29 protein-coding genes are annotated in these 23,651 nt (G+C 61.8%); 11 read left to right on the top strand and 18 right to left on the bottom strand.

Features of this window, described 5'->3' with window-relative positions:
• Positions 1–68: 68 nt before the first annotated feature.
• On the top strand, positions 69–923 hold the full coding sequence (rpoH, locus tag QOM08_RS26540; protein WP_003177476.1) for an RNA polymerase sigma factor RpoH: 855 nt from the start codon (positions 69–71) through the stop codon (positions 921–923).
• Between the two features lie 199 nt (positions 924–1,122).
• Here rpoH and mtgA read toward each other — a convergent pair whose 3' ends face one another.
• Positions 1,123–1,845 carry a monofunctional biosynthetic peptidoglycan transglycosylase gene (mtgA, locus tag QOM08_RS26535; RefSeq protein ID WP_047226020.1) on the bottom strand — a complete coding sequence of 241 codons (723 nt, stop codon included), beginning with the start codon at positions 1,843–1,845 and terminating at the stop codon, positions 1,123–1,125.
• Positions 1,846–1,918: 73 nt separating this feature from the next.
• Here mtgA and QOM08_RS26530 point away from each other — a divergent pair, with 73 nt between their 5' ends.
• From QOM08_RS26530 to trmB, 4 genes are all read left to right on the top strand, one after another.
• Positions 1,919–2,290, top strand: a complete 372-nt coding sequence (locus QOM08_RS26530) for a DUF423 domain-containing protein (RefSeq protein WP_047226019.1) — start codon at positions 1,919–1,921, stop codon at positions 2,288–2,290.
• A gap of 90 nt (positions 2,291–2,380) precedes the next feature.
• Positions 2,381–2,581 carry a sulfur carrier protein ThiS gene (thiS, locus tag QOM08_RS26525; RefSeq protein WP_160893822.1) on the top strand — a complete coding sequence of 67 codons (201 nt, stop codon included), beginning with the start codon at positions 2,381–2,383 and terminating at the stop codon, positions 2,579–2,581.
• A 54-nt stretch (positions 2,582–2,635) separates the two neighbouring features.
• A complete protein-coding gene (locus tag QOM08_RS26520; RefSeq protein WP_003177480.1) occupies positions 2,636–3,430 on the top strand; it encodes a thiazole synthase in 795 nt (264 codons plus the stop codon).
• A 9-nt stretch (positions 3,431–3,439) separates the two neighbouring features.
• Positions 3,440–4,165 carry a tRNA (guanosine(46)-N7)-methyltransferase TrmB gene (trmB, locus tag QOM08_RS26515; protein WP_047226017.1) on the top strand — a complete coding sequence of 242 codons (726 nt, stop codon included), beginning with the start codon at positions 3,440–3,442 and terminating at the stop codon, positions 4,163–4,165.
• 146 nt (positions 4,166–4,311) lie between these two features.
• Here trmB and QOM08_RS26510 read toward each other — a convergent pair whose 3' ends face one another.
• The 9 genes from QOM08_RS26510 to QOM08_RS26470 all read right to left on the bottom strand — a co-directional run bounded on the left by QOM08_RS26510 (position 4,312) and on the right by QOM08_RS26470 (position 11,059).
• Entirely contained in the window at positions 4,312–4,635 is a 324-nt protein-coding gene (locus tag QOM08_RS26510) for a DUF3392 domain-containing protein (protein WP_047226016.1), read from the bottom strand.
• A gap of 17 nt (positions 4,636–4,652) precedes the next feature.
• Positions 4,653–5,786 (bottom strand): radical SAM family heme chaperone HemW, encoded by a 1,134-nt coding sequence (hemW, locus tag QOM08_RS26505; RefSeq protein ID WP_223194443.1) that lies wholly within the window; start codon positions 5,784–5,786, stop codon positions 4,653–4,655.
• A gap of 62 nt (positions 5,787–5,848) precedes the next feature.
• Positions 5,849–6,445, bottom strand: coding sequence for an RdgB/HAM1 family non-canonical purine NTP pyrophosphatase (rdgB, locus tag QOM08_RS26500; RefSeq protein ID WP_047226014.1), 597 nt, complete (start codon positions 6,443–6,445; stop codon positions 5,849–5,851).
• Positions 6,442–6,876: a DUF4426 domain-containing protein gene (locus tag QOM08_RS26495; RefSeq protein ID WP_047226013.1), complete on the bottom strand. Its 435-nt coding sequence runs from the start codon at positions 6,874–6,876 to the stop codon at positions 6,442–6,444. Before QOM08_RS26495 ends, rdgB begins: the two co-directional genes overlap by 4 nt.
• 25 nt (positions 6,877–6,901) lie before the next feature.
• Positions 6,902–7,522: a methionine biosynthesis protein MetW gene (metW, locus tag QOM08_RS26490; RefSeq protein WP_047226012.1), complete on the bottom strand. Its 621-nt coding sequence runs from the start codon at positions 7,520–7,522 to the stop codon at positions 6,902–6,904.
• A 7-nt stretch (positions 7,523–7,529) separates the two neighbouring features.
• Complete coding sequence (locus QOM08_RS26485; RefSeq protein WP_188251406.1) at positions 7,530–8,669, bottom strand: homoserine O-succinyltransferase MetX; 1,140 nt, start codon at positions 8,667–8,669, stop codon at positions 7,530–7,532.
• 241 nt (positions 8,670–8,910) lie between these two features.
• Entirely contained in the window at positions 8,911–9,501 is a 591-nt protein-coding gene (locus QOM08_RS26480) for a YggT family protein (protein WP_047226010.1), read from the bottom strand.
• A 10-nt stretch (positions 9,502–9,511) separates the two neighbouring features.
• The gene (gene proC / locus QOM08_RS26475; RefSeq protein WP_047226009.1) at positions 9,512–10,330 is read right to left on the bottom strand and encodes a pyrroline-5-carboxylate reductase; all 819 of its coding nucleotides are present in this window, start codon (positions 10,328–10,330) and stop codon (positions 9,512–9,514) included.
• Between the two features lie 42 nt (positions 10,331–10,372).
• Positions 10,373–11,059 (bottom strand): YggS family pyridoxal phosphate-dependent enzyme, encoded by a 687-nt coding sequence (locus tag QOM08_RS26470; RefSeq protein ID WP_047226008.1) that lies wholly within the window; start codon positions 11,057–11,059, stop codon positions 10,373–10,375.
• Positions 11,060–11,113: 54 nt separating this feature from the next.
• On the opposite strand from QOM08_RS26470, the gene QOM08_RS26465 reads away from it, so the two are divergent.
• A complete protein-coding gene (locus QOM08_RS26465; protein ID WP_047226007.1) occupies positions 11,114–12,148 on the top strand; it encodes a type IV pilus twitching motility protein PilT in 1,035 nt (344 codons plus the stop codon).
• Positions 12,149–12,292: 144 nt separating this feature from the next.
• Here QOM08_RS26465 and QOM08_RS26460 read toward each other — a convergent pair whose 3' ends face one another.
• Positions 12,293–12,904: a C40 family peptidase gene (locus tag QOM08_RS26460; protein WP_188251405.1), complete on the bottom strand. Its 612-nt coding sequence runs from the start codon at positions 12,902–12,904 to the stop codon at positions 12,293–12,295.
• Between the two features lie 249 nt (positions 12,905–13,153).
• On the opposite strand from QOM08_RS26460, the gene QOM08_RS26455 reads away from it, so the two are divergent.
• The gene (locus tag QOM08_RS26455; RefSeq protein WP_139048940.1) at positions 13,154–13,582 is read left to right on the top strand and encodes an NINE protein; all 429 of its coding nucleotides are present in this window, start codon (positions 13,154–13,156) and stop codon (positions 13,580–13,582) included.
• Between the two features lie 121 nt (positions 13,583–13,703).
• Here the strand turns inward: QOM08_RS26455 and QOM08_RS26450 are convergent, their stop codons facing one another.
• The 7 genes from QOM08_RS26450 to gshB form a co-directional block, all read right to left on the bottom strand.
• A complete protein-coding gene (locus QOM08_RS26450) occupies positions 13,704–14,975 on the bottom strand; it encodes a dihydroorotase (RefSeq protein WP_316912305.1) in 1,272 nt (423 codons plus the stop codon).
• A complete protein-coding gene (locus QOM08_RS26445) occupies positions 14,972–15,976 on the bottom strand; it encodes an aspartate carbamoyltransferase catalytic subunit (RefSeq protein ID WP_047226003.1) in 1,005 nt (334 codons plus the stop codon). Before QOM08_RS26445 ends, QOM08_RS26450 begins: the two co-directional genes overlap by 4 nt.
• A gap of 24 nt (positions 15,977–16,000) precedes the next feature.
• Entirely contained in the window at positions 16,001–16,507 is a 507-nt protein-coding gene (gene pyrR, locus QOM08_RS26440) for a bifunctional pyr operon transcriptional regulator/uracil phosphoribosyltransferase PyrR (protein ID WP_047226002.1), read from the bottom strand.
• Positions 16,508–16,592: 85 nt separating this feature from the next.
• Positions 16,593–17,030 carry a Holliday junction resolvase RuvX gene (gene ruvX / locus QOM08_RS26435; protein ID WP_188251404.1) on the bottom strand — a complete coding sequence of 146 codons (438 nt, stop codon included), beginning with the start codon at positions 17,028–17,030 and terminating at the stop codon, positions 16,593–16,595.
• Positions 17,030–17,599 (bottom strand): YqgE/AlgH family protein, encoded by a 570-nt coding sequence (locus QOM08_RS26430; protein WP_188251403.1) that lies wholly within the window; start codon positions 17,597–17,599, stop codon positions 17,030–17,032. Before QOM08_RS26430 ends, ruvX begins: the two co-directional genes overlap by 1 nt.
• A gap of 179 nt (positions 17,600–17,778) precedes the next feature.
• The gene (locus QOM08_RS26425; RefSeq protein ID WP_047225999.1) at positions 17,779–18,675 is read right to left on the bottom strand and encodes an energy transducer TonB; all 897 of its coding nucleotides are present in this window, start codon (positions 18,673–18,675) and stop codon (positions 17,779–17,781) included.
• A 77-nt stretch (positions 18,676–18,752) separates the two neighbouring features.
• Positions 18,753–19,706: a glutathione synthase gene (gshB, locus tag QOM08_RS26420; RefSeq protein ID WP_139048943.1), complete on the bottom strand. Its 954-nt coding sequence runs from the start codon at positions 19,704–19,706 to the stop codon at positions 18,753–18,755.
• A 223-nt stretch (positions 19,707–19,929) separates the two neighbouring features.
• Here gshB and QOM08_RS26415 point away from each other — a divergent pair, with 223 nt between their 5' ends.
• The 4 genes from QOM08_RS26415 to QOM08_RS26400 all read left to right on the top strand — a co-directional run bounded on the left by QOM08_RS26415 (position 19,930) and on the right by QOM08_RS26400 (position 23,592).
• A complete protein-coding gene (locus QOM08_RS26415; RefSeq protein WP_047225997.1) occupies positions 19,930–20,358 on the top strand; it encodes a PleD family two-component system response regulator in 429 nt (142 codons plus the stop codon).
• Positions 20,359–20,405: 47 nt separating this feature from the next.
• Positions 20,406–20,771 (top strand): twitching motility response regulator PilH, encoded by a 366-nt coding sequence (pilH, locus tag QOM08_RS26410; protein ID WP_047226188.1) that lies wholly within the window; start codon positions 20,406–20,408, stop codon positions 20,769–20,771.
• A 10-nt stretch (positions 20,772–20,781) separates the two neighbouring features.
• Complete coding sequence (locus QOM08_RS26405) at positions 20,782–21,321, top strand: chemotaxis protein CheW (RefSeq protein WP_047225996.1); 540 nt, start codon at positions 20,782–20,784, stop codon at positions 21,319–21,321.
• Positions 21,322–21,534: 213 nt separating this feature from the next.
• Entirely contained in the window at positions 21,535–23,592 is a 2,058-nt protein-coding gene (locus QOM08_RS26400; protein ID WP_139048944.1) for a methyl-accepting chemotaxis protein, read from the top strand.
• Positions 23,593–23,651 lie beyond the last annotated feature (59 nt).

The following is a 23,651-nucleotide window of genomic DNA, read 5'->3' as shown; positions in this document are numbered from 1 at the left end:
CCTACGGTTCCCGGTCAATTTTCGCAGTGCTGAACTGCACGAGTTATGTGAGTCGGAGGTTTTTTCGTATGACCACTTCTTTGCAACCTGCTTATGCTCTGGTCCCGGGTGCGAACCTGGAGGCCTATGTGCACACGGTGAACAGCATCCCTTTGCTGACGCCCGAGCAGGAGCGTGAACTGGCCGAGAGTCTCTATTATGAGCAGGATCTTGAGGCGGCTCGGCAGATGGTGCTCGCCCACCTGCGTTTTGTTGTACATATCGCCCGCAGCTATTCCGGCTACGGGCTGGCCCAGGCCGACCTGATCCAGGAAGGCAACGTCGGCCTGATGAAGGCGGTCAAGCGTTTCAACCCGGAAATGGGTGTGCGCCTGGTGTCGTTTGCAGTGCACTGGATCAAGGCGGAAATCCACGAGTTCATCCTGCGCAACTGGCGCATCGTGAAAGTCGCGACCACCAAGGCCCAGCGCAAGCTGTTCTTCAACCTGCGCAGCCAGAAGAAACGTCTGGCCTGGCTGAACAATGAAGAAGTCCATCGTGTGGCCGAGAGCCTGGGCGTCGAGCCGCGGGAAGTGCGCGAGATGGAAAGTCGCCTGACCGGCCATGACATGGCCTTCGACCCGGCCGCCGAAGCGGACGACGACAGCGCTTTCCAGTCGCCGGCCAACTACCTGGAAGACCACCGGTATGACCCGGCGCGTCAACTGGAAGACGCCGACTGGAGCGACAACTCCAACACCAACCTGCACGAAGCTCTGGAAGTGCTGGACGAGCGCAGCCGTGACATCCTTTACCAGCGCTGGCTGGCCGAGGAAAAAGCCACGCTGCACGACCTGGCGCAGAAGTACAACGTGTCGGCCGAGCGGATTCGCCAGCTTGAGAAGAGCGCGATGAACAAGCTCAAGGTGTCGATTGCGGCTTGACCGGCGGTAGCGGTAATAAAAAACGCCCCGATCAGTGATGATCGGGGCGTTTTTGTGTGTGCTCACTATTGGATTCGCCGCAGACCCCCTGTGGGAGCGAGCTTGCTCGCGATGGCGGCTTATCATTCAACATCGATGCTGCCTGACCCTCCGCCATCGCGAGCAAGCTCGCTCCCACAGTTGAATGTCGGTGTCTGGTCTACTGGGCCCAAGGCGCCCGCCGCGAGTCATTGAGCCCCAGCAGGTAGCTGTCGCCCCCCAACTGGCTCATCTGCCGGCGGATCCAGTTCGCGCGCCGCAGTACATAAGGGCTTGGGCGTGCGGCGCTCCATACCCGGGGGTTGGGCAGGACCGCCGCCAGCAGGCTGGCCTGTTGCCGGGACAATGCATCGGCGCTTACCCCAAAGTGATGCCGCGCTGCGGCTTCGGCACCGAACACACCGTCATCCCACTCGACGCTGTTGAGGTACACCTCGAGGATCCGCTGCTTGGGCCAGAGTATTTCGATCAGCGCGGTAAACCAGGCTTCCAGGCCCTTGCGCAGCCAGCTGCGGCCCGGCCACAGGAACAAGTTCTTGGACACTTGCTGGCTGAGGGTGCTGGCGCCGCGAATCGAGCCGCCACGTCCGTTATGGGTAAGCGCGGCCTGGATCGCACCGAAGTCGAAGCCCCAGTGCTCTGGAAATTTCTGGTCCTCACCCGCGATTACCGCGATTTTGAGGTTGTCGGAAATCTGATCCCAGGGTTGCCAGGTACGCTGCAGGTCGATCGGCTCGCCACCGAACCAGGACTCAACCTTGCGCTCGATCATCAGCGCGGTGAACGGCGGCGGCACCACGCGAAACAACAGCACCAGCACAACGCTGCCGACGGCGAACCAGAGCAGGGCTTTAACGAATCGTCGAAACAATGAACGTAACATAGAGATGGCTTGGCCGAACCCGTCGAGCGGGCCATTATACAGACCCTGTCCACCGAGTCTGACTGGAGTTCTCATGCTGCGTAGTTTTCTGATGCTGGCTGCTTTTTTCGGCTTCACCGGCGTGGCACTGGGAGCGTTTGCCGCCCACGGCCTGAAAAATCGCCTGAGCGCCGATTACCTGGCGATCTTTCATACCGGCGTCACCTATCAGTTGGTACACACCCTGGCGTTGCTGGGCGTCGCGCTGCTGGCCACGCACATCCCCGGACGTATCGTCACCTGGGCCGGGATTTCGTTTGTCATCGGTATCCTGCTGTTCTCCGGGAGTCTGTACCTGCTGACGCTCACGGGCATCAGCAAACTGGGCATTATCACGCCGTTCGGTGGGGTGGCGTTCCTGATCGGCTGGTTGTGCCTGGGGCTTGCCGCCTGGCGGTTGGGCTGACCGCACGGTCCAATTCATGACGAATGGCTTGGGTCGTCCAGACTGATCGGGCTAGAATGCCAGCCCCTAAAAATGATGGCGGCATCCGGCATGCGCATTCAATTGAACGGCGAACCCCTTGATCTGCCCGACGGTGAAACCGTTGCGGCCCTGCTGACCCGTCTGGAACTGACCGGACGCCGCGTCGCGGTGGAGCTCAATCTGGATATCGTCCCGCGCAGCCAGCACGCCGACACCACGTTGAACGATGGCGACAGCGTCGAAGTGGTCCACGCCATCGGCGGCGGCTAGTCCCTGCGGTTTTCCAGTATTTCGCAAGAACCTCACCCCAACAGAGGATTTCCCATGAGCATCGTTCGTAGCGACAAGCCCTTCGTCCTGGCCGGTCGTACCTACCAGTCGCGTCTGCTGGTTGGCACCGGCAAATACCGCGACATGGAAGAAACCCGCCTGGCCATCGAAGCCTCGGGCGCTGAAATCGTGACCGTTGCCGTGCGCCGCACCAACATCGGCCAGAACCCGGGCGAACCGAACCTGCTGGATATCCTGCCGCCAGATCGCTACACCATCCTGCCCAACACCGCCGGCTGCTTCGACGCCATCGAGGCCGTGCGCACCTGCCGCCTGGCCCGTGAGCTGCTCGACGGCCACAACCTGGTGAAACTGGAAGTGCTGGCGGACCAGAAAACCCTGTTTCCCAACGTGATCGAAACCCTCAAGGCCGCCGAAACCCTGGTCAAGGAAGGTTTCGACGTGATGGTCTACACCAGCGATGACCCGATCATCGCCCGTCAACTGGCGGAAATCGGCTGCATCGCGGTGATGCCGCTGGCTGGCCTGATCGGCACGGGTCTGGGGATCTGCAACCCGTACAACCTGCAGATCATCCTGGAAGAAGCCAAGATTCCGGTGTTGGTGGATGCCGGTGTCGGCACCGCGTCCGACGCCACTATCGCCATGGAACTGGGCTGTGAAGCAGTGCTGATGAACTCGGCCATCGCCCATGCCCAGCAACCGATCCTGATGGCCGAAGCCATGAAGCACGCCATTGTGGCCGGTCGCCTGGCATACCTCGCCGGCCGCATGCCGAAAAAACTCTACGCCAGCGCCTCTTCGCCGCTGGATGGTCTGATCAAGTAAGAGCCATTGATGACTGAATCGAACGACACGCCTGTCCTCCCGGAAGAAGGCGAAGAGCGCCAACACCGCCGCATCAAGAGTTTCGTGATGCGCGCCGGGCGCATGACCGAAGGCCAGCAACGCGGCCTGGAACAGGGCACGCCGCTGTTTGTCCTGCCCCTGGCCGATGCGCCGGTGGACTTTGACCAGGTGTTCGGCCGCTCGGCGCCGCGCTCGCTGGAAATCGGCTTCGGCATGGGCCACTCGCTGCTGGAAATGGCCGCCGCGGCGCCGGAACAGGATTTCATCGGTGTGGAAGTTCATCGTCCCGGTGTGGGCGCGCTACTCAACGGCGTACTGACCCAAGGACTGACCAACCTGCGGGTCTACGACTGCGACGCCATCGAAGTGCTCAACCGCTGTGTGGCCGACAACAGCCTCGACCGGCTGATGCTGTTCTTCCCGGACCCATGGCACAAGAGCCGCCATCACAAGCGCCGTATCGTCCAGGCGTCGTTCGCTGAGTTGGTGCGCAGCAAGTTGAAGGTCGGCGGTGTGCTGCACATGGCCACCGACTGGGAACCCTACGCCGAGTACATGCTGGAAGTGATGAACGTCGCCCCGGGTTACCGTAACCTGGCCGAAGACGGCAAGTGCGTACCGCGCCCGGCCGAACGACCGATCACCAAGTTCGAACGCCGTGGCGAACGCTTGGGGCATGGGGTTTGGGATTTGAAGTTCGAGAAGGTGGCTTAAACACCAGAAGATCCTGCTGAAATGGGATCCCCTGTGGGAGCGAGCTTGCTCGCGATGAGGCCATAACATTCAATATCAATGTTGACTGTCAGGCCGCCATCGCGAGCAAGCTCGCTCCCACATTTCGTTCTGTGCTACATCGAAAATCAGCGACGGTCAGCGACCACCCCAATCAACACCAGCACCACCAACAGCACCGGTGCCAGGCTGTAGTTGTTGAACTGGCTCAAGCCCCGGACGACCCATGGCGTGGCGTAGATCAAGGCCGCGCCGCTGCCGATCATGCACAGCAGGGCGATCAGCGGGACGCGCAAGGCCCCGGCAATATTGCCAAGGCGTTGTTCGACCCAGCCTTTGATGTCGGCACCAAACAGCACCAGCAGGCAGCCTACCAATGCCAGGGAGATTTCCGACAGGTTGCTGCGGCTCCAGCGGGACACGGTGGCGAGCAGGTCGAGTACCAGATCCATGGGGTTTCCTTGTGTGATTAGCTCAAAAATTTCTGCAACAGGTCATTGAGAAACAACTGTCCGCGCTCGGTGGCTGCCAGACGTGCCGGTTCGACCCGCAACAACCCGCTTTGTTCGGCCTCGCGTCGGCCTTCAGCCAGACTCTGCAAAGGCAGGCCGGTGCGTTCGGGGTAAAGCCGCGCGTCCACACCTTCGGTCAGGCGCAGCGCGTTCATCAGGAACTCGAAGGGCAGTTCTTCATTGCTCAGGGTTTTCTCGCCGGCCAGGAAGCGTTTGGCTGGGTTGAGGTAGTCCTTGGGCAGGCGGGTTTTCCAGGTGCGCACAATACGCCCGTCCGGATGGCTGAGCTTGCCGTGGGCGCCCGCGCCGATGCCGATGAAGTCGCCGAAACTCCAGTAATTGAGGTTATGCCGCGCCGGTCGCCCGGGCTGGGCGTAGGCCGAGACTTCGTATTGGCTGTAGCCATGTTCGGCCAGCAACGCTTGCCCGGCTTCCTGGATGTCCCACAGCGTGTCGTCCTCCGGCAAGGTCGGCGGCTGGTTCCAGAACACCGTGTTTGGCTCCAGGGTCAACTGATACCAGGACAGATGCGTGGGCTTCAGTGCAATGGCCTGGCGCAAGTCGCTCAAGGCGTCGTCCAGGGACTGATCGGGCAGGCCATGCATCAGGTCCAGGTTGAAGTTGTCGAACCCGGCCTGACGGGCCATGTCGGCGGCGCGCACAGCTTCGTCACCGTTATGAATCCGGCCCAAAGCCTTGAGCTTGGCTTCCTGAAAGCTCTGGATGCCAATGGACAGGCGATTGATGCCCAGTGCCCGGTAAGCGACAAATTTCTCTTGCTCGAAGGTCCCTGGGTTGGCTTCCAGGGTGATTTCAATGTCATGGGCGAAGGGGATTCGCGCCTCGACACCTTTGAGCAGCCGGCCCAGGGCCTGGGCGCTGAACAGGCTTGGAGTACCGCCGCCGAAAAAGATCGAGCTCAGTTCCCGGCCATACACCGCCTGCAGGTCCTGGTCGAGATCGGCCAGCAAGGCGTCGACGTATTCTTCTTCCGGCAACTGCGGGCTGGCGGCATGGGAGTTGAAATCGCAATACGGGCATTTGCGTACACACCACGGAATGTGGATGTACAACGCCAGGGGCGGCAGCATTGGCAGCGGCGCCCGAGGCGTTTGCGCACCGCCATGGATCAGAGGTGCGGGGGACTCATCGATCATTGCAGGCCCAGGCGTTGGCGCAGCAAAGCCATGGCGCGGGCGCGGTGACTCAGCTGGTTTTTTTCCACCGGGCCCAGTTCGGCGCTGGAGCAGTTGCGCTCTGGCACCCAGAACAGCGGATCGTAGCCAAAACCGTGCTCGCCGCTGGCTTCGGTGAGAATGCGCCCGTGCCACAAGCCTTCGCAGAGGATCGGCAGTGGATCGTCGGCATGACGGACGAGGGCCAGGACGCAGACGAACTGTGCGCCGCGCTCGGCTTCGGGGACATCCTTGAGGGCCTCGAGCAGCTTGGCGTTGTTCGCCGCGTCGCCTTTGCCATCGGCGTAGCGGGCTGAATAGATGCCCGGCGCACCGCCGAGAAAGTCCACCGCCAGCCCGGAGTCGTCGGCCAGCGCCGGCAGGCCGGAAATGCGCGCGGCGTTGCGGGCCTTGAGGATGGCGTTCTCGACGAACGACAGGCCGGTTTCTTCAGGTTCGACCTGGCTGAACTCGCCAATCGAGCGCAGTTGCACCGACCCGCCGAGCATGGCCTGGAGCTCCTTGAGTTTGCCGGCGTTGTGGCTGGCCAGTACGAGTTGGGTGAAATTCATCATTCGCCGGGGAACAGTTCCTGGTTGAAGTTGAGGGTGTTGATCTTGTCGCCCGTTTTCACCTGGATGTTGAAGGTGCGGGTTTCCTGCTGTTTCACCGGGTATTGGGCGATGTAATAGGTCGCGTTGGGTTCGGCCACCTCCTTGAAGTTCAGCGTGACACTGCTGCTGGTAAGGTCCTTGACTGTCCCGCTGACCTCGGCCTTCAAGGGTTTGCCATCCTTGAGTACCGAAACGTTGATCACGCCCTGGGTCTTGTCGCGGATCAATCCGGCGGCGTCGGCAATATCCGGCGTCAGGAAGGTGGAATTGAAGGTGTTGTAGTGCACGGTGATGTCGCCGAACACTTCCTTGCGATCGCTCTTGATGACATCCGCGGCCATGGCTCCGGCGCTCAGGCAGGCGGTAATGAGAAACAACGCTAGACGTTTCATGTCGTGCTCCTGGAAAGGCCGGGCTTCACACCGCGACCTGATGATCGGCAAGGCCTGGGCTGCTGACCCGATAGATGCCTATTTCACCTAACAGATTAGGCCATAGCTTGCTGGCCCACCCGTGGCGGTGCTGCTGGTCCACCGCCAGGCGATCGATGACCTTGGCTTGGCGTTCGCGGCACAACGCCTCGAAATCCTCGAAGGTGCAGAAGTGGATGTTCGGCGTGTTGTACCAGGTGTAGGGCAGAAACTCCGACACCGGCATGCGGCCCTTGCTCGCCAGGTACCAGCGGCAGCGCCAGTGACCGAAGTTGGGGAAGGTGATGATGCACTGGCGCCCGACCCGCAGCATTTCGTCGAGGATCTTGTCCGGGTAGTGCACCGCTTGCAGCGCCTGGGTCATGACCACGATGTCGAAGCTGTTGCTGGCGAAGTTGCCCAGGCCCTTGTCCAGGTCCTGCTCGATCACGTTGATGCCCTTGGCCACGCACTCGGCGATGTTGTCCGGGTCGTTTTCCAGGCCGTAGCCGGTGACTTGCTTGTGGTCGCGCAGCCAGGTCAGCAGTTCGCCGTTGCCGCAGCCCAGGTCGAGCACGCGGCTGCCGGCGGGGATCCATTCCTGGATGATGTCCAGATCGGCTCTCATGGCGTCCTCACAGCGTTATACGGTTCATGTAGTTGCCGAACGCCTGCAGGTAGCGCGGGATCGGGATCAGAAAGGCGTCGTGACCCTGGGGCGCGTCGATTTCCAGGTAGCAGACGTCCTTGCGGGCAGCCATCAGCGCGTCCACCAGCTCCCGTGAGCGGGCCGGGGAGAAGCGCCAGTCGGTGGTGAACGACATCACGCAGAACCTGGCGGTGGCGCCTGCAAAGGTTCTTGCCAGGTCATCGTCGAAGTTCGCCGCCGGATCGAAGTAGTCCAGGGCTTTCGTCATCAACAGGTAGGTGTTGGCGTCGAAGCGTCCGGAGAATTCTTCGCCCTGGTAGCGCAGGTAGCTTTCCACCTGGAATTCGACGCTGTGGAAGTCGTAGTTGAGCTTTTCGCTCTTGAGACCGCGGCCGAATTTCTCGCCCATGGAATCATCGGACAGGTAGGTGATATGCCCGACCATCCGCGCCAGCATCAGCCCGCGCTTGGGAATCACGCCGTGTTCCTGGAACGAGCCGCCGTGGAATTCCGGATCGGTGAGGATCGCCTGGCGCGCCACTTCGTTGAAGGCGATGTTCTGCGCCGACAGCTTGGGGGCCGAGGCGATTGCCAGGCAGTGGCGCACACGGTCCGGGTAAGTGATGGTCCATTGCAGGGCTTGCATGCCGCCCAGGCTGCCGCCGATCACTGCGGCCCACTGGGCGATACCGAGGCGGTCCGCCAGGCGTGCCTGACTGTGGACCCAGTCTTCCACGGTCAGCACCGGAAAGTCGGCGCCGAAGGGTTTGCCGGTGTCCGGGTTGACGCTGCTGGGGCCGGTGGAGCCGTTGCAGCCGCCGAGGTTGTTCAGGCTGACCACGAAGAACTTGTTGGTGTCGATGGGCTTGCCCGGGCCGATGCAACTGTCCCACCAGCCCGGCTTGCGGTCGTCGACACTGTGATAGCCGGCGGCGTGGTGATGCCCCGACAAGGCATGGCAGATCAGCACGGCATTGCTCGCCGTGGCATTGAGGGTGCCGTAGGTTTCGAAAATCAGGTCATAGGCTGGCAACGAACGACCGCAGGCCAGGGCCAGGGGCTCGCTGAAATGCGCCATTTGCGGCGTCACCAGACCAACGGAATCGGGGGGAAAGGCAGCTGGCATCGACCCTGCTCTCGTTGAAATGAGGCGTAAGTCTAAAGACCGCTGTGGCAAGCGGCAAGCAAAGGGCGGAGCTGATTGTCCGCCGCTTTACCCGTGGCGAGGGAGCTTGCTCCCGCTGGGGCGCGAAGCGGCCCTGAAAGCTGCTGCCCGTGACTGTCCGGGATACGGTGGCGCCCGCTTTGGGGCTGCTTCGCAGCCCAGCGGGAGCAAGCTCCCTCGCCACAGGAAAGGCTGCAGCGTTTTAGATCAGCAGGCGCAGGATTTCTGGCATCATGGTCATCGCCGCCAGATTGTTGATCACCAGCATGTCGATCAGCTTGAGCACCAGGAACGCCAGGATCGGCGAGATATCCAGCCCGCCGAGGTTCGGCACGATGCGGCGGAACGGTGCCAGCGCCGGCTCGCAGATCTGGTTCACCAGTTCGGCGCCCGGGTTGTGGCTGCCGGGAGCGACCCAGGACAGGATCACGCTGATGATCAGGGCGAAGAAGAAAATCTTCAGGAACAGCGCGGTCACGCCAATGATCGACCAGATCAGCAGTTGCAGCGGGTTGCCGGTGGTGCCGTAGGTCAGCAGCAGGGTCAGGGCCATCAGCGCCAGTTGCACGATGATCGCCAGTACCAGCGACGACATGTCCAGGCCGAACACGCTCGGAATGATCCGGCGCAGTGGCTTGAGCAATGGCTGGGTGGCCTTGACGATGAACTGGCACAGTGGGTTGTAGAAGTTGGCGCGCACCAGTTGCAGCACAAAGCGCAGCAGTACGATCAGCAGGTACAGGCTGCCGAGGGTTTGCAGCACGTAGACCGCTGCAGTGTTCAATCCGATCATGAATGGCTCCTTATTGGCCCAGTTGTTCGGCCATTTCGGCCGAGCGGTGCGCGGCGGCGCCGAGTGCTTTTTCCACCAGGGCTTCGAAGCCCCCGGCCTGGAACGATTTGATGGCGGCTTCGGTGGTGCCGGCTGGCGAAGTCACCCGGCGCCGCAGTTCGGCCGCATCGACATCGCTGGACACTGCCATGTGGGCGGCGCCCAGGGCGGTCTGCAACGTCAGTTTGGCGGCGGTTTCGCGCGGCAGGCCGAGTTTTTCACCGGCGGCGGTCATGGCTTCGATCAGCAGGAAAAAGTATGCCGGGCCCGAGCCGGACACGGCCGTCACCGCATCCAGTTGCTGCTCGGTTTCCAGCCACAGTGCCAGGCCTACGGCCGAGAGCAGCTCTTCGGCCTGCTGGCGCTGTTCGGCGGTCACTTGTGCGGTCGCGAACAGCCCACTGACGCCCTGGCGCAGCAGCGCCGGGGTGTTGGGCATGCAGCGCACGATCGGCTGGGACCCGAGCCAGTTGTTCATGCTGGCGCAGGTAATGCCGGCGGCGATCGACACCACCATCTGATGGGGTTTGAGGCTTGGACGAATGGCCTCGCAAACAGTTTTCATCGCCTGTGGCTTGACCGCCAGCACGACGACGTCCGCGCCCTCGATGGCCTGGGCGTTGTCGGCGAACGTTTCGATGCCGTGCTCTGTGCTCACCCGGGCGCGAGTCTCGGCCCCCGGATCGCTGGCGCGGATCTGCGAAGCGTCCAGACCCTTGGCCCGCAGGCCGCCGATCAGGCTGGCGGCCATGTTGCCGGCGCCGATGAAGGCAATACGTGTGTTGCTCATGACAGGTCCTTGATTAGAGAGTTGAGTCAGCATGGCGTACGGCTAGCTACGGCTATAGTCGCGCGCACCAAACAGCGCGGTACCGATCCGCACCCAGGTGGCGCCCTGGGCAATGGCCGACTCGAGGTCATGGCTCATGCCCATGGAAAGGGTGTCCAGCGGTAGCTTCAGATCGGCTTGCAAGCGTTGAACCGCTGCGAAGGCGGCATCCTGGGCGGCACGCTCCTCGGTCGGTTCGGGAATCGCCATCAACCCACGCAGCTTCAGGCGTGGCAACGCGCTGATGGCGCTGGCCAGAGCGGGCAGGTCCGCCGCGGTGCAGCCGGATTTGCTGTCTTCACCGCTGACGTTGACCTGGATGCAGATATTCAGCGGCGGTAGGTCGGCCGGGCGCTGCTCGGACAGGCGTTGTGCAATTTTCAAACGATCCACGGAATGCACCCAGTCGAAATGTTCGGCGATAGCGCGCGTCTTGTTCGATTGAATGGGGCCGATGAAGTGCCAGATCAAGGGCAGGTCGGTCAGTTCGGCCTGTTTGCCCAGCGCCTCCTGCAGATAGTTCTCGCCAAAGTCCCGCAGGCCGGCGGCATAGGCTTCACGCAGGGCCTGGGCGGGCTTGGTCTTGCTCACCGCCAGCAGCTGCACGCTGTGTTCGTCGCGGTGGGCGGCTTGTTCGGCTGCGCGGATACGCGATCTAACCTGAGCAATGTTGTCTGCTATCGTGGACATTAAAGAAGCGCCAGCGGTGAGGTTCGCGGCATTCTACTGGAATTGAGGAGCGCTATGGATATCACTGAGCTACTGGCGTTCAGCGCCAAACAGGGCGCATCGGACCTGCACTTGTCCGCCGGGCTGCCGCCGATGATCCGTGTCGATGGCGATGTGAGGCGGATCAACCTGCCGGCCCTGGACCACAAGCAGGTCCATGAGCTGATCTACGACATCATGAACGACCGGCAGCGGGTAGATTACGAGAAGTTTCTGGAAACCGACTTTTCCTTCGACGTGCCGGGCGTCGCACGGTTCCGGGTCAATGCGTTCAACCAGAATCGCGGTGCAGGTGCGGTGTTCCGGACCATCCCGTCGAAAGTCCTGACCATGGAAGACCTGGGGATGGGCGAAGTGTTTCGCAAAGTGACCGAGGCGCCTCGCGGGCTGGTGTTGGTGACCGGGCCGACCGGCTCCGGCAAGTCCACCACCCTGGCGGCGATGATCGACTACCTCAACACCCACAAACACCATCACATCCTCACCATCGAAGATCCCATCGAGTTTGTCCACGAGCCGCGCAAATGCCTGATCAACCAGCGCGAAGTGCACCGCGACACCCAAAGTTTCTCCACGGCCCTGCGCTCAGCCCTGCGCGAAGACCCGGACGTGATTCTGGTGGGGGAGATGCGTGACCTGGAGACCATCCGCCTGGCCCTGACCGCCGCCGAAACCGGTCATCTGGTGTTTGGCACCTTGCACACCACCTCGGCGGCCAAGACCATCGACCGGGTGGTGGACGTGTTCCCGGGGGATGAGAAATCCATGGTTCGTTCGATGTTGTCCGAATCCTTGCAGGCGGTGATTTCACAGACGCTGGTCAAGAAGATTGGCGGCGGCCGGGTCGCGGCTCATGAAATCATGCTGGGAACGTCGGCGATCCGTAACCTGATCCGCGAGGACAAGGTGGCGCAGATGTACTCGGCGATCCAGACCGGTGGGTCGCTGGGGATGCAGACATTGGATATGTGTTTGAAGGATTTGCTGAACAAGGGGCTGATCAGTCGCGAACATGCGCGGGAGCGGGCGCGTACGCCGGATAACTTCTGAGGATCGGCCACAAAACCTCCTGTGGGAGCGAGCTTGCTCGCGATAGCGTTGGATCAGCCAACATTGAAGTTGACGGATGTACCGCTATCGCGAACAGGCTCGCTCCCACAGTTTGCTTGAACTGGCAAATGTGCCACTTTCAAATCAGCGCTGAACCAGCTGCATCCCTTTCGGCTCTTTGGGCAGCACCCGCTTGGCAAGGACGTAGTGGCTGTTCCAGTACGGCTTGTTCAAGGTATCGATGGTCACCGACTTGCCACGGCGCGGGGCGTGGATGAAGCGGTCATTGCCCAGGTAGATGGCCACGTGGTTGACCCGGCGGCTCTTGAGCTTGAAGAAGATCAGATCGCCGGGCTTGAGGTCCTTGCGATCGACCTTCTGGCCGTGACCGCTGGCCATCGCATTGGAAGTGCGCGGCAGGTCGAAGGTGGCATCGTTGAAGGCGTACTTCACCAGCCCGCTGCAATCGAAACCTTTGCTTGGGCTACTGCCGCCCCAACGGTAAGGTGTTCCCAGTACGTTCACGGCACGGCTCAAGACGTTGCTGCTTGTCTTGGCGGTCATGACCGGAACCAGCTTGCTATTGGCGGTGCTCAAACGCTGGGTGTTTCGCTTGTTCTTGCTTGAAGGAGCAGAAACATGGGATTTGGGGGTGTAGCCGTTGACGTTGGGAAGACGTTGCTCACGATTGGTGGCGTGGGCGGCCAGGGGCAATAATAGGCAAATGGTTAGCCATGTCTTGATAAATGGACGCATTAGGCAGGGCTCTTGAAGGTAAGCGCGCAACTTTATAACAGCTTTTTTTACTGTTCCGAGGCCGTTTGTCGAATCGCAACCCCAGGTGAAACCCGCATAATTGCGACATATTGACCTGATTGTCTGACAGAACCCAGACAGCACGGGGGTTTACCGGGTTCCTGACGCTGGAGACCGCTTGTCGGCAATCCATAAAAAAGTCACAAATAATCCGAACAAATTTATCTATCGAGGCAAAAGAGGCGATTCATGAACAGCTATCAGCAGGACGCTTTACGCGATACCCACAGCAAAGTGATCGGCTATCTCTTGTGGATTTTCGGCTTTACCGGCGCCCACCGCTTCTACTACGGCAAGCCGATCACCGGCACGATCTGGTTTTTCACCTTCGGCTTGTTGGGCATCGGCTGGCTGATCGACCTGTTCCTGATTCCGGCCATGGATCGGGAGGCCGATCTGCGCTTCACCCCGGGTCCCCTCGAGTACAGCGTGGCGTGGATTCTGCTGACGTTTCTCGGTGTGCTGGGTGTGCACCGCATGTACCAGGGCAAATGGCTCACCGGCATCCTTTACCTGCTGACTGGCGGGGTGTTTTTCCTGGGGGTGCTGTATGACTTCTGGACGCTGAACGATCAGGTCTCGATTCGCAATGCGCAGAAGCGCGGGGCTTTTCATTAAGACCGAGTCGCCTGCATCGCGAGCAGGCTCGCTCCCACACTGGATCAAGGTGTTCACAGGTTATGTGTTCACCGAAGATCCCTGTGGGAGCGAGCCTGCTCGCGATAAGAGCGATGCGGTGTCAGGCCTGGTGAGTAATCCGCCCATCCATCAGCGTATAACGCACCACCCCCGGCAAACTGTGGCCAAGGAACGGGCAGTTGTCACCCTTGGAACGCCAGGCTTCACCCGCCACGGTGGACGCCGCCGGGTCGAACAGCACCAGGTCCGCCGCCGCGCCCACTGCCAGTTTACCCACCGGTAATTGCAGCGCGTCGGCCGGGCCGTTGCTCAGGCGTGCCAGCAGGGTCGGCAGGTCCAGCAATCCGTCTTCCACCAGTGTCATGGCCAGTGGCAGCAACAGTTCGACGCTGCTGATGCCCGGTTCCGTGGCGCCGAATGGTGCCAGCTTGGCATCGCGCTCGTGGGGCTGGTGATGGCTGGAGATGGCCGAGATCACCCCGGACTTCACGGCCTCGCGCAAGCCATCGCGGTCGGCGCGGGTGCGCAGCGGCGGCTGGACGTGATAGACGCTGTTGAAGTCGATCAGCGCTTCGTCAGTCAGGATCAGTTGGTACAGCGCCACATCGGCGGTGACGGGCAGGCCGCGAGCCTGGGCCTGGGCGATCAGTGCGGCGCCGCGGGCGCTGGTCAACTGGCTGAAGTGTGCGCGCACGCCGCTTTGTTCCACCAGCAGCAGGTCCCGGGCCAGGGCCACGGTTTCGGCGGTTTCCGGAATGCCCGGCAGGCCGAGGAAAGTGGCGGTCGGGCCTTCGTGGGCCAGCCCACCTTCAGCCAGATCGTGATCCTGGGAGTTGAAGATCACCGTCAGGCCGAAGGTCGCAGCGTATTCCAGGGCGCGGCACAGGGTGCGGGTATTGCGAAAACTGTTCAGACCATTGCCGAACGCCACGCAACCGGCGTCGCGTAGCGCAATGAGTTCTGCCAGTTGCTCGCCATCGAGGCCTTTGCTCAAGGCGCCGATAGGGAAGACCTTGGTGTTGCCGGCTTCGCGGGCGCGATCGAGGATCAGCTCGGCCACGGCCGAGGTGTCCAGTACCGGCTTGGTCTGTGGCGGGCAGCACAAACTGGTCACGCCACCGGCGGCGGCAGCCTGGGTTTCGCTGACGATACTGCCTTTGCGGCTATAACCGGGTTCGCGCAGGGCGACGTTCAGGTCCACCAGGCCAGGGGCGGCCACCAGGCCTTGGGCGTTGAGGGTATCAACGGCGGTAAAACCGGCCGGAGCGGCGCCAAGGGCGACAATTTTGCAGGCATCGATGTGGATGTCAGTCACTTGATCCAGGCCGCTGGCCGGATCGATCACGCGTGCGCCGAGAATGCTGAGCTTCACTGGGCGTTCTCCTGGTCGAATTGGCGCTGGGCCGTTTGCCCGCTCATGGCCATGGACAGCACGGCCATGCGGATGGCGATGCCGTAGGTCACCTGGTTGAGGATCACCGAATGTGGTCCGTCGGCCACTGCCGACTCGATCTCCACCCCGCGGTTGATCGGCCCCGGGTGCATGACGATGGCGTCCGGCTTGGCCCCGGCCAGGCGCGCGGTGGTCAGGCCGAACAGGCGGTAGAACTCGCCTTCGCTGGGCAACAGGCCGCCGGTCATGCGTTCGCGCTGCAGGCGCAGCATGATCACCACGTCCACGTCCTTGAGGCCTTCGGTCATGTCGGTGTAGACCTTCACACCGTACTGCTCGACGCCAATGGGCAGCAGGGTTTTCGGCGCGATCACGCGGATGTCCGGGCAGCCGAGAGTCTTGAGGGCGAGCATGTTCGAGCGGGCCACCCGCGAGTGCAGGATGTCGCCGACGATAGCCACCGACAGGTTCTCGAAGCTGCCCTTGTGCCGACGGATGGTCAGCATGTCCAGCATGCCCTGGGTTGGGTGGGCGTGACGGCCGTCGCCGCCGTTGATGATCGCCACTTGTGGGCATACATGCTCGGCAATGAAATGCGCGGCGCCGGAATCACCGTGACGCACGACGAACATGTCGGCCGCCATGGCCTCGAGGTTGCGCAAGGTATCGAGCAGGGTTTCGCCCTTGCTCGCCGAGGAGGTGGACACGTTCAGGGTGATCACGTCCGCCGACAGTCGCTGGGCCGCCAGTTCGAAGGTGGTGCGGGTGCGGGTGGAGTTTTCGAAGAACACGTTGCACACGGTCTTGCCGCGCAGCAACGGGACTTTCTTGACCGCCCGGGCCCCGACTTCGAGGAACGAATCGGCGGTGTCGAGGATTTCCGTCAGCAGCTCGCGGCGCAGGCCGTCGAGGGACAGGAAGTGCCGCAGCTGGCCCTGATCGTTGAGCTGTAGCGCTCGCTTGGTTTCGAGAGGCGTCATCGCAATGGACTCTTACAAGGGCAGTTAAAGGGCAAGGTCTTGCAGTTCGAGTTGCAGCGGCGCGGGGCCGGACAGCTTGACTCGCTCGTGAGCGGCCAGCGTCAGCGTCGCGCCGACCACGTTCGGGCGGATCGGCAGCTCGGCGGCGTCCAGGTCCAGCAGGCACACCAGGGTCACGCTGGCGGGGCGGCCATAATCGAACAGTTCGTTCATGGCGGCGCGGATGGTCCGGCCGCTCATCAGCACATCGTCGATCAGTACCAGATGCTGGCCTTCAATCTCGAATGGCAGGGCCGAAGGGCGTACTTGCGGGTGCAGGCCGTTCTGGCTGAAGTCGTCGCGGTAGAACGACACATCGAGGGTGCCCAGCGGCGCATCGCTGCCCAGTTCTTCGAGCAAGGCCTGGGCGACCCAGACGCCACCGGTGCGAATGCCGATGTAGCGCGGTTCGCTGATGCCGCGTTGTTCCAGATGCGCCGTGAGACGAATCGCCATCTGGCTGATCAGTTCGGCGGGATTGGGCAGGCTCATGCTGGCTCCTTCAGGTTCCCGGGCCGGTGGTCAGAGGCCCGGTTTATCGCTAAAAGAAAGCGCCCTGGCGGCGCTTTCAAAAAAATCAGGTTTCGAACAGGGCGGCGTTGGCGTCGAGCCAGCCTTGCAGCAGCAGGGCGGCCGCGATGGCGTCTACCGGGTTGTTGCGGTAACTGCCTTTCTGCCCGCCACGTACCAAGCGTTCACCCTTGGCCTCGAACGTGGTCAGACGCTCGTCGTGGGTATAGAAAGGCAGGTTGTAGCGGCCGTTGAGCCTGCGGGCGAATTTCTCCGCACGAACGCACATCTCGCTGGGCGTGCCGTCCATGTTCAGCGGCAGGCCGACCACCACGGCGTCGGGTTTCCACTCCTTGATCAGCGCTTCGACCTGGTTCCAGTCGGGAACGCCGTTCTGCGCCTTGAGGGTGCACAGCTCGCGGGCCTGGCCGGTAATCACCTGGCCGACCGCCACGCCGATCTGTTTGGTGCCGTAATCGAAGCCCAGCAGCAAGCGCAGGGCCATCAGGCGTGTCCTGCCTGGCTGGTGAGCAGACTGAGGTTGACCCCCAGCCGGCTGGCCGCTGCTTCCAGGCGCAGTTCGCTGCTGGTGTTGAACAGGATGTCGGCGTCGAACGGGCAGGTCAGCCAGGCGTTATCGGCCAGCTCGGCTTCCAATTGCCCGGCTTCCCAACCGGCATAGCCGAGGGCGATCAGGCTTTTTTCCGGGCCTACGCCGTCGGCGATGGCGAACAGCACATCCTGGGAGGTGGACAGCGAGACGCCATCCAGGTCCACGGTGGCCTGGTAGGACGGCCCCGTCGGGTGGAGCACGAAGCCTCGGTCGGTCTGCACCGGGCCGCCGATGAAAATCGGGACGTGCTGGCACAAGAGTGGCGGTTCTACATCCGGGCGCAACTGCTCAAGAATGTCCGCCAGGTTCAGTTCCTGCGGCCGATTGACCACCAGCCCCATGGCCCCATTGGCCGTGTGCTCGACGATGTAGGTCAAGGTGTGGGCAAAGTTCGGATCGGCCATGTGTGGCATGGCAATCAGGAAGTGATGCTTGAGGTAGGTGGGGCTGACGTTTTTCATAGGCGCTAGTGTGGCGGCGCAGGGGCGAACTGACAAGCTGGCGATGTGCAGCAAATGCCGGAGACTGTCACGAAACCCCTGTGGGAGCGAGCCTGCTCGCGATGCAGTGTGTCAGGCGACGTCGATGCTGGATGTTCGATTGCTATCGCGAGCAGGCTCGCTCCCACAAGGGGATGGGGTCAGTTGCTGGAGAGACGATCGCCCCGGGCGAACTTCCAGGTGCGGATGATTTCCAGGCGGTCGATGTCCGACAGGTCCCCGGTAAACGGTGCGAACGGCGCGGCCAGGCGCACGATCCGCTGGGCGGCCTGATCCAGCAATGGCTGGCCGGAGGACTCCAGCACCAGCACTTCATACAACGAGCCGTCGCGGTTGATCGAGACCAGCAGCCGCAAGTTGCCATAGATCTGCTTGCGCCGGGCTTCGTCGGGGTAGTTGAGATTGCCGATGCGCTCGACTTTCTTGCGCCACTCATCTTTGTACCAGGCGCCCTTGTCGCGCATGGTCGAGGCGGCGCTCAGGCGGTGGATACGCGGGCGTTTGGCATACAACTGCTGTTCCTGGGCCAGCTCGGCTTCCAGGCTGGCGATGTCGCTGGACAGTTGGGCGCTGTCGAAGGTGGGCACCGGGGCCTTGGGTTTGGGGTCGGGCCTGACCTCTTCCTTGACCGGGGCTTTTTTCGGCTTCGGCGCCACGGTGGTCACGGCTGCCTTGGGCGCCGTCTCCCGGACCTCGGGCTTGGCCGCTGGCGGCGGTGTGACCTTCTGCACTTTATTGTCCTGGAATGGCGCGATCTGGGTGGTCTTGGGCGTTGCCTTTTTTTCCAGGGTGCCACTGCCTTGCTGGTTTTCCTGGGCGAGGAAGTCCGCTTTTTGTGGCTTGGCTTCGCTTTTGAAGGTGGCCAGGGTGATTTCCAGGGTCTGGCTGATCTGTTTGGGTTCTACCGTGGCAAACCCGACGCCCAGCAGCAGTGCCAAGTGGATCAATGCCGCCAGGAACAGGGTAAAACCGAGACGATCAGCCGGGCGCACGCCGCGATGGGCGAGCTCTTGGGGCAGATCGGACGGGAGGGTCATGGCAAGGAAACCAACATCGCGTTTTTTTCAGGCCGGGCATGATAACGCAATGTGGGTTTCCTTCAGCAGGATCTGGATCAACGAGCCTTGAGCTTCTGATCGATGGCATCCATCAGCATCGCGCCGATGTCGGTGCCGAAGGCGTTGTCGATCTCGCGGATGCAGGTCGGGCTGGTGACGTTGATTTCCGTCAGGTGCTCGCCGATCACGTCCAGGCCCACGAACAGCAGACCTTTCTCCCGCAGGGTCGGGCCGACCTTGGCCGCGATCCAGCGGTCCTTTTCAGTCAACGGACGCGCCTCGCCACGCCCGCCGGCCGCCAGGTTGCCGCGGGTTTCGCCGGCCGCGGGAATGCGCGCCAGGCAATAGTCCACCGGTTCGCCGTCGATCATCAGGATGCGCTTGTCGCCATCGACGATGGCCGGCAGGTAACCCTGGATCATGATCTGCTGTTGGCCGTGCAGGGTCAGGGTTTCCAGGATCACCGACAGGTTGGGGTGGCCGGCGGTGTGACGGAAAATCGAGGAGCCGCCCATGCCGTCCAGGGGCTTGAGGATCACGTCGCCGTGATGGTCGGCGAATTCACGCAGCACGTCCGGGCGACGGCTGACGATGGTGGGCGGCGTGCATTGCGGGAACAGCGTGGCGAACAGCTTTTCGTTGCAGTCGCGCAGGCTCTGGGGTTTGTTGACCACCAGCACACCGGCGTTTTCGGCCTGTTCCAGCAGGTAGGTGGAATACACGAACTCCATGTCGAAAGGCGGATCCTTGCGCATGAGGATCACGTCCAGGTCGCTGAGCAGCGCATCGCGTTCGGTACCCAGCTCAAACCATTTTTCGGGGTTGGCGAAGACGTTCAGCGGCTTCATCCGTGCCCGCGCCTGGCCTTCGGCCTGGTAGAGGTCGCGCTGCTCCATGTAGAACAGCTCCCAGCCGCGCTTCTGAGCGGCCAGCAGCATGGCCAGCGAGCTATCCTTTTTATAGGAAATGCTGGCGATAGGGTCCATGACAATGCCGACGCGTACGCTCATGGCTTGGTTCCTCGAAAATTGATGGGCACAAATGGTGTGAAAAAGTGGCGTCAGAGTGGCGCCCGGAAGATTGGCGGTCAAGGAAAAACCACTGTACCGAGCGGCCGATAGATCGGCGATGGAGACTGTGCTAAAAAGGCTGGCATGTGACGTGCGGGCCTTGAACATCAAGGGTTTGCGCTGTCGTTCACACTTACGCGTTAAAAACCGGTTTGCAGTGGCAATGGCAGAGCATCTTACGCAGCAGCAACCCAGCGCCTTGAAGGTCATGGTCATCGACGACTCGAAGACCATCCGCCGCACCGCCGAGACCTTGTTGCGCAACGTGGGTTGCGAGGTCATCACGGCGGTCGATGGCTTCGATGCCCTGGCCAAGATCGCCGACCATCATCCGGGCATTATCTTTGTCGACATCATGATGCCGCGCCTGGACGGTTACCAGACTTGTGCCCTGATCAAGAACAACAGCGTTTTCAAGGCCACGCCGGTGATCATGTTGTCGTCCCGGGACGGTTTGTTCGACAAGGCCAAGGGGCGCATCGTCGGCTCCGATCAGTTTTTGACCAAGCCTTTCAGCAAGGAAGAACTGCTGGGCGCGATACGGGCTCATGTTCCGGGCTTTGCCGCTGTCCAGCCGCACCAGGCACATTAATGACACTCGGCCATCGGGCCTGGGGTCAACGAAAAATGGGGAACACCATGGCACGAATTCTGATCGTCGATGATTCGCCGACCGAAATGTACAAACTGACCGGCATGCTGGAAAAGCACGGCCACCAGGTCCTGAAGGCCGAAAACGGTGCCGACGGCGTGGCCCTGGCTCGCCAGGAAAAGCCCGACGCGGTCCTGATGGATATCGTCATGCCCGGCCTCAACGGTTTCCAGGCCACGCGCCAGTTGACCAAGGATCCGGACACCGGGCACATCCCGGTGATCATCATCACCACCAAGGACCAGGACACCGACAAGGTCTGGGGCACTCGCCAAGGCGCGAAGGACTACCTGACCAAACCGGTGGACGAAGAAACCCTGATCAAGACCCTGAACAACGTGCTGGCGGGTTGATGACGCGGCCATGAGCCAATCCCTGACCGCTTTCGAACTGCTCCTGCAGATCGACCGGCGTTGCCGGCTGCTGGGGGCGGACCTGCCGTCACAACCGACCCACGGCGACAGCTGGAGCGGCATCGGTTTTCGCCTCGGCGAACACTGGTACGTGGCGCCCATGGGCGAAGTTAGCGAAGTGCTGCACGAACCGCGCTACACACATTTGCCCGGGGTCAAGCCATGGGTTCGTGGTGTGGCTAATCTGCGCGGGCGCTTATTGCCGTTGATGGATTTGTGCGGTTTCTTCGGCCATGAGCTGTCGAGCGTGCGCAAGCAGCGGCGGGTGCTGGTGGTGGATCATGACGAGGTCTTTACCGGGTTGCTGGTGGATGAAGTCCTCGGATTGCAGCATTTTGCCCAGGACAGCCTGGAGCCGACGCTGATGGACGACCTTGACGGCCCGGAGTCGGCCTTCGTCAAGGGCCGGTTTCGCGGTGAACGGCAGTGGCAGGTGTTCAGCCCGTTTGCGCTGACGCGCTCGCCGGGGTTCATGGATGTAGCTGTTTGACGAGATGCCACACGGTCCCTTGTGGGAACGAGCCAGTGGGAGCAAAGCTTGCTCGCGATGGCGGCGCCTCGGTAGGCGGGAAACCGTGTTGTTTTCATCGCAGGCAAGCCTTGCTCCCACAGAGTCACACTGATTGAGCAGGCTGCACTACAAGGGCTTGCTTACAGTTGGCAGTGGTGAGTGGGTTGGATTGGGCAGTACAGGCGAGAACCGATGATCAAAGCAAATACAGGCAAGCCTCTGGAAGCGTCGCGCAGTCGTTCGCAGATCATCGTGCTGTTCGTCGCGCTGATTGTCTTCATCATGCTGCTGTTCGCCAACTTCGCTTACCTCAACACCCAGTCCAACTACGACAAGCAGTACATCGGCCACGCCGGTGAGTTGCGGGTGCTGTCCCAGCGCATCGCCAAGAACGCCACCGAGGCGGCCGCCGGCAAGGCCGCGGCGTTCAAGTTGCTGAGCGAGGCGCGCAATGATTTCGCCCAGCGCTGGGGCTACCTGAAGCAAGGCGACCCGGTGACCGGCCTGCCACCGGCACCTGCTGCCCTGCGCCCGCAGATGCGTGCCGTACAGCTGGACTGGGAACGCTTGCTCAAGAACACCGATGCCATCCTGTCCAGCGAACAGACTGTGCTGTCGCTGCATCAGGTGGCGGCAACCCTCGCCGAAACCGTGCCGCAATTGCAGGTCGAGTACGAAAAAGTCGTCGAAATTCTCCTGCAACGCGGCGCGCCCGCCGCGCAGGTCGCCATGGCCCAGCGCCAGTCGTTGCTGGCCGAACGGATTCTCGGGGCGGTGAACACCGTGCTGGCGGGGGATGAAAACGCTAGTCAGGCCGCCGATACCTTTGGCCGCGATGCCGCACGTTTTGGTCAGGTGCTCAATGGCATGTCGCAAGGTGACCCGGCCTTGAAGATCTCCCAAGTACAGGACCGCGATGCCCGGGCTCGCCTGAGTGAGATCAGCGAACTCTTCGAATTCGTCTCCGGCTCGGTGGACGAAATCCTCGAAACCTCTCCTGAGCTGTTCAAGGTCCGCGAGTCGGCAGGCAACATCTTCAACCTGTCGCAAACCTTGCTGGACGAAGCGTCGCACCTGGCCACCGCGTTCGAAAACCTGGCCGGCGGGCGTTCCGCAAACGCCATCGGTGGTTATGTGCTGGGTCTGTTGGCGCTGATGTCGATCATCCTGATCGGGCTGGTGATGGTCCGCGAAACCAACCGGCAGTTGCGTGAAACCGCAGAAAAGAATGAGCGCAACCAGAACGCGATCATGCGTCTGCTGGACGAGATCGAAGACCTGGCCGATGGCGACCTGACCGTGACCGCCTCGGTTACCGAAGACTTTACCGGCACCATCGCCGATTCCATCAACTATTCGGTGGACCAACTGCGTGACCTTGTGGCCACCATCAACCTCACCGCCGGCCAGGTCGCCGCTGCGGTGCAGGAAACCCAGGCTACGGCCATGCACCTGGCGCAGGCTTCCGAACATCAGGCCCAGCAGATATCCGAAGCTTCGACTTCAATCAATGAAATGGCCCAGTCCATCGATCAGGTCTCGGCCAATGCCGCCGAGTCGTCGGCGGTGGCCGAGCGCTCCGTGGAGATCGCCAACAAAGGCAACGAGGTGGTGCACAACACCATTCATGGCATGGACAACATTCGCGAGCAGATCCAGGACACGGCCAAGCGCATCAAGCGCCTGGGGGAGTCGTCTCAGGAAATCGGCGACATTGTCAGCCTGATCGATGACATTGCCGACCAGACCAACATCCTGGCACTCAACGCCGCTATCCAGGCGTCCATGGCCGGTGACGCCGGGCGCGGGTTCGCGGTGGTGGCCGATGAAGTGCAGCGGCTGGCGGAGCGCTCTTCGGCGGCGACCCGGCAGATCGAGACCCTGGTGCGGGCGATTCAGGCTGATACGAACGAGGCGGTGATTTCCATGGAACAGACCACCACCGAAGTGGTGCGCGGCGCCCGACTGGCCCAGGATGCCGGGGTGGCCCTGGAAGAAATCGAAGGCGTGTCCAAGACCCTGGCGGCGCTGATCCAGAGCATTTCCAACGCGGCGCAGCAACAGACCACGTCGGCGGGGCAGATTTCCTTGACCATGAACGTGATCCAGCAGATCACCACGCAAACCTCTTCCGGCTCCACCGCCACCGCCGAGAGCATCGGCAACCTGGCGAAAATGGCCAGTCAGCTGCGTCGTTCGGTGTCGGGGTTTACTTTGCCGGCGGCGGCTGTTGATGAGGGAAAAGTGTGACTGTGGGAGCAAGGCTTGCCCGCGATGAAGATAACGCGGTACTTCGGGAGCTGCGGCGT

The organism is Pseudomonas sp. P105, assembly GCF_032614175.1.
Lineage (GTDB): Bacteria > Pseudomonadota > Gammaproteobacteria > Pseudomonadales > Pseudomonadaceae > Aquipseudomonas > Aquipseudomonas rhizophila.
This window is presented reverse-complemented; position numbering and strand designations above follow the sequence as displayed.

Excerpts from the sequence above, each read along its gene's own strand:
- QOM08_RS26520 (WP_003177480.1), top strand. The coding sequence starts at position 2,636 with ATGAGCATCGTTCGTAGCGACAAGCCCTTCGTCCTGGCCGGTCGTACC.
- thiS (WP_160893822.1), top strand. The coding sequence starts at position 2,381 with ATGCGCATTCAATTGAACGGCGAACCCCTTGATCTGCCCGACGGTGAA.
- QOM08_RS26445 (WP_047226003.1), bottom strand. The coding sequence starts at position 15,976 with ATGACGCCTCTCGAAACCAAGCGAGCGCTACAGCTCAACGATCAGGGC.
- proC (WP_047226009.1), bottom strand. The coding sequence starts at position 10,330 with ATGAGCAACACACGTATTGCCTTCATCGGCGCCGGCAACATGGCCGCC.
- QOM08_RS26455 (WP_139048940.1), top strand. The coding sequence starts at position 13,154 with ATGAACAGCTATCAGCAGGACGCTTTACGCGATACCCACAGCAAAGTG.
- QOM08_RS26510 (WP_047226016.1), bottom strand. The coding sequence starts at position 4,635 with ATGGATCTGGTACTCGACCTGCTCGCCACCGTGTCCCGCTGGAGCCGC.
- pilH (WP_047226188.1), top strand. The coding sequence starts at position 20,406 with ATGGCACGAATTCTGATCGTCGATGATTCGCCGACCGAAATGTACAAA.
- rpoH (WP_003177476.1), top strand. The coding sequence starts at position 69 with ATGACCACTTCTTTGCAACCTGCTTATGCTCTGGTCCCGGGTGCGAAC.
- QOM08_RS26405 (WP_047225996.1), top strand. The coding sequence starts at position 20,782 with ATGAGCCAATCCCTGACCGCTTTCGAACTGCTCCTGCAGATCGACCGG.
- mtgA (WP_047226020.1), bottom strand. The coding sequence starts at position 1,845 with ATGTTACGTTCATTGTTTCGACGATTCGTTAAAGCCCTGCTCTGGTTC.
- QOM08_RS26415 (WP_047225997.1), top strand. The coding sequence starts at position 19,930 with ATGGCAGAGCATCTTACGCAGCAGCAACCCAGCGCCTTGAAGGTCATG.
- QOM08_RS26470 (WP_047226008.1), bottom strand. The coding sequence starts at position 11,059 with ATGTCCACGATAGCAGACAACATTGCTCAGGTTAGATCGCGTATCCGC.
- QOM08_RS26530 (WP_047226019.1), top strand. The coding sequence starts at position 1,919 with ATGCTGCGTAGTTTTCTGATGCTGGCTGCTTTTTTCGGCTTCACCGGC.
- gshB (WP_139048943.1), bottom strand. The coding sequence starts at position 19,706 with ATGAGCGTACGCGTCGGCATTGTCATGGACCCTATCGCCAGCATTTCC.
- ruvX (WP_188251404.1), bottom strand. The coding sequence starts at position 17,030 with ATGGCCCTGCGCTTGCTGCTGGGCTTCGATTACGGCACCAAACAGATC.
- QOM08_RS26400 (WP_139048944.1), top strand. The coding sequence starts at position 21,535 with ATGATCAAAGCAAATACAGGCAAGCCTCTGGAAGCGTCGCGCAGTCGT.
- QOM08_RS26425 (WP_047225999.1), bottom strand. The coding sequence starts at position 18,675 with ATGACCCTCCCGTCCGATCTGCCCCAAGAGCTCGCCCATCGCGGCGTG.
- QOM08_RS26460 (WP_188251405.1), bottom strand. The coding sequence starts at position 12,904 with ATGCGTCCATTTATCAAGACATGGCTAACCATTTGCCTATTATTGCCC.
- QOM08_RS26480 (WP_047226010.1), bottom strand. The coding sequence starts at position 9,501 with ATGATCGGATTGAACACTGCAGCGGTCTACGTGCTGCAAACCCTCGGC.
- rdgB (WP_047226014.1), bottom strand. The coding sequence starts at position 6,445 with ATGATGAATTTCACCCAACTCGTACTGGCCAGCCACAACGCCGGCAAA.
- QOM08_RS26495 (WP_047226013.1), bottom strand. The coding sequence starts at position 6,876 with ATGAAACGTCTAGCGTTGTTTCTCATTACCGCCTGCCTGAGCGCCGGA.
- pyrR (WP_047226002.1), bottom strand. The coding sequence starts at position 16,507 with ATGAGCCTGCCCAATCCCGCCGAACTGATCAGCCAGATGGCGATTCGT.
- trmB (WP_047226017.1), top strand. The coding sequence starts at position 3,440 with ATGACTGAATCGAACGACACGCCTGTCCTCCCGGAAGAAGGCGAAGAG.
- QOM08_RS26485 (WP_188251406.1), bottom strand. The coding sequence starts at position 8,669 with ATGCCAGCTGCCTTTCCCCCCGATTCCGTTGGTCTGGTGACGCCGCAA.
- hemW (WP_223194443.1), bottom strand. The coding sequence starts at position 5,786 with ATGCTGCCGCCCCTGGCGTTGTACATCCACATTCCGTGGTGTGTACGC.
- metW (WP_047226012.1), bottom strand. The coding sequence starts at position 7,522 with ATGAGAGCCGATCTGGACATCATCCAGGAATGGATCCCCGCCGGCAGC.
- QOM08_RS26430 (WP_188251403.1), bottom strand. The coding sequence starts at position 17,599 with ATGAAAAACGTCAGCCCCACCTACCTCAAGCATCACTTCCTGATTGCC.
- QOM08_RS26465 (WP_047226007.1), top strand. The coding sequence starts at position 11,114 with ATGGATATCACTGAGCTACTGGCGTTCAGCGCCAAACAGGGCGCATCG.